Raw genomic sequence first — 1,044 nt, 5'->3', positions numbered from 1 at the left:
GTGTTGGGCTCGTCTTGTCCACCAATAAATCCGATGCGCTCGTAGCCTTGTTGTACAAAGAAATCAACCACTTGCTTGCTGATTCTTACAAGATCGATATCAACGCAATCGTAAGGACTAGTTGGATCTGAAAAGTCGATGTAACAGATGCTATCGGCTAAGCGTTTAGGTAACTTATTGACCACTTTTTGGTCGACTTTTCCGACTAAAAGGACACCCGTGATCTTTTGCGTTTCAACATCAATTTCGCTGTTGTAGCAATTGGTTAGCGTAATGCCGAGTTTGTCGCACTGAGTTTCAATCCCATGACGAATCGACAAGTAGTACGGGTCATTCACTTCTGCTTCTTGTTTGTAATTGTACAAGGCCAAAAAGTGATGTTTTTGCTTGGCTTCTTTGGTGGCTTTCTTCGAGGTGCTGGTGCGGTACTCCAGCTTTTCTGCGATTTCTAAAATGCGGCGTTTGGTTTCTTCTTTAACGCTCAACGTCGGATCGTCATTCAAAACTCGCGATACAGTTGCAAGTGAGACGCCCGCTTCAGTGGCGATATCTTTTAGTGTTGCCATGTACATTTCCCGTTGGCATTGCTCACAGTCCAAGTGAGAACTCAATAATCTGGCTATTGTAAACAGCTACTTAGGGATGCACAAACTTTTAGTAAAATCGTGCGATCCATGAAAGAGAGCGGTATCTGCTCGACTCATCTTCACTGCTCATCATCTTCCTGGTTTAATTTAACTAAAGTCAGCATCTAAAATAAGGCTTTTTTGTAATTTTGTGGAAACGTTTACACAATTTGAATTCGATCACGGATCTGGATCGAGATTGGTTGCTAGACTTTTAGCCAGTTAAGAAATGGGCGTACCGATTCGATGCAATGGCGATTGGCTTTTAGCGCATCAGAGTGAGGTATGAACAGAAAGCAGCAAACGTGGAGAAGCAAAAGTGAAAGTTCTTGTCACAGGCGGTATGGGATACATCGGTAGTCACACTTGCGTTCAGATGATTGAAGCGGGAATGGAACCTATCATCGTTGATAACTTG

2 protein-coding genes are annotated in these 1,044 nt (G+C 43.1%); one reads left to right on the top strand and one right to left on the bottom strand.

The features are described from left to right. Positions 1-566: LacI family DNA-binding transcriptional regulator (locus R7P67_RS26450; protein WP_318086533.1), on the bottom strand; the 566-nt coding region annotated here is incomplete at its 3' end. A 379-nt stretch (positions 567-945) separates the two neighbouring features. Between R7P67_RS26450 and R7P67_RS26445 the strand changes: the two genes are divergently transcribed. Next, on the top strand, positions 946-1,044 hold a 99-nt coding region (locus R7P67_RS26445; protein WP_318086534.1), incomplete at its 3' end, for an NAD-dependent epimerase/dehydratase family protein.

Source organism: Vibrio sp. Vb0937 (assembly GCF_033338855.1).
Note: the sequence above shows the minus strand (reverse complement) of the source record. Positions and strands in the feature narration are given on the sequence as shown.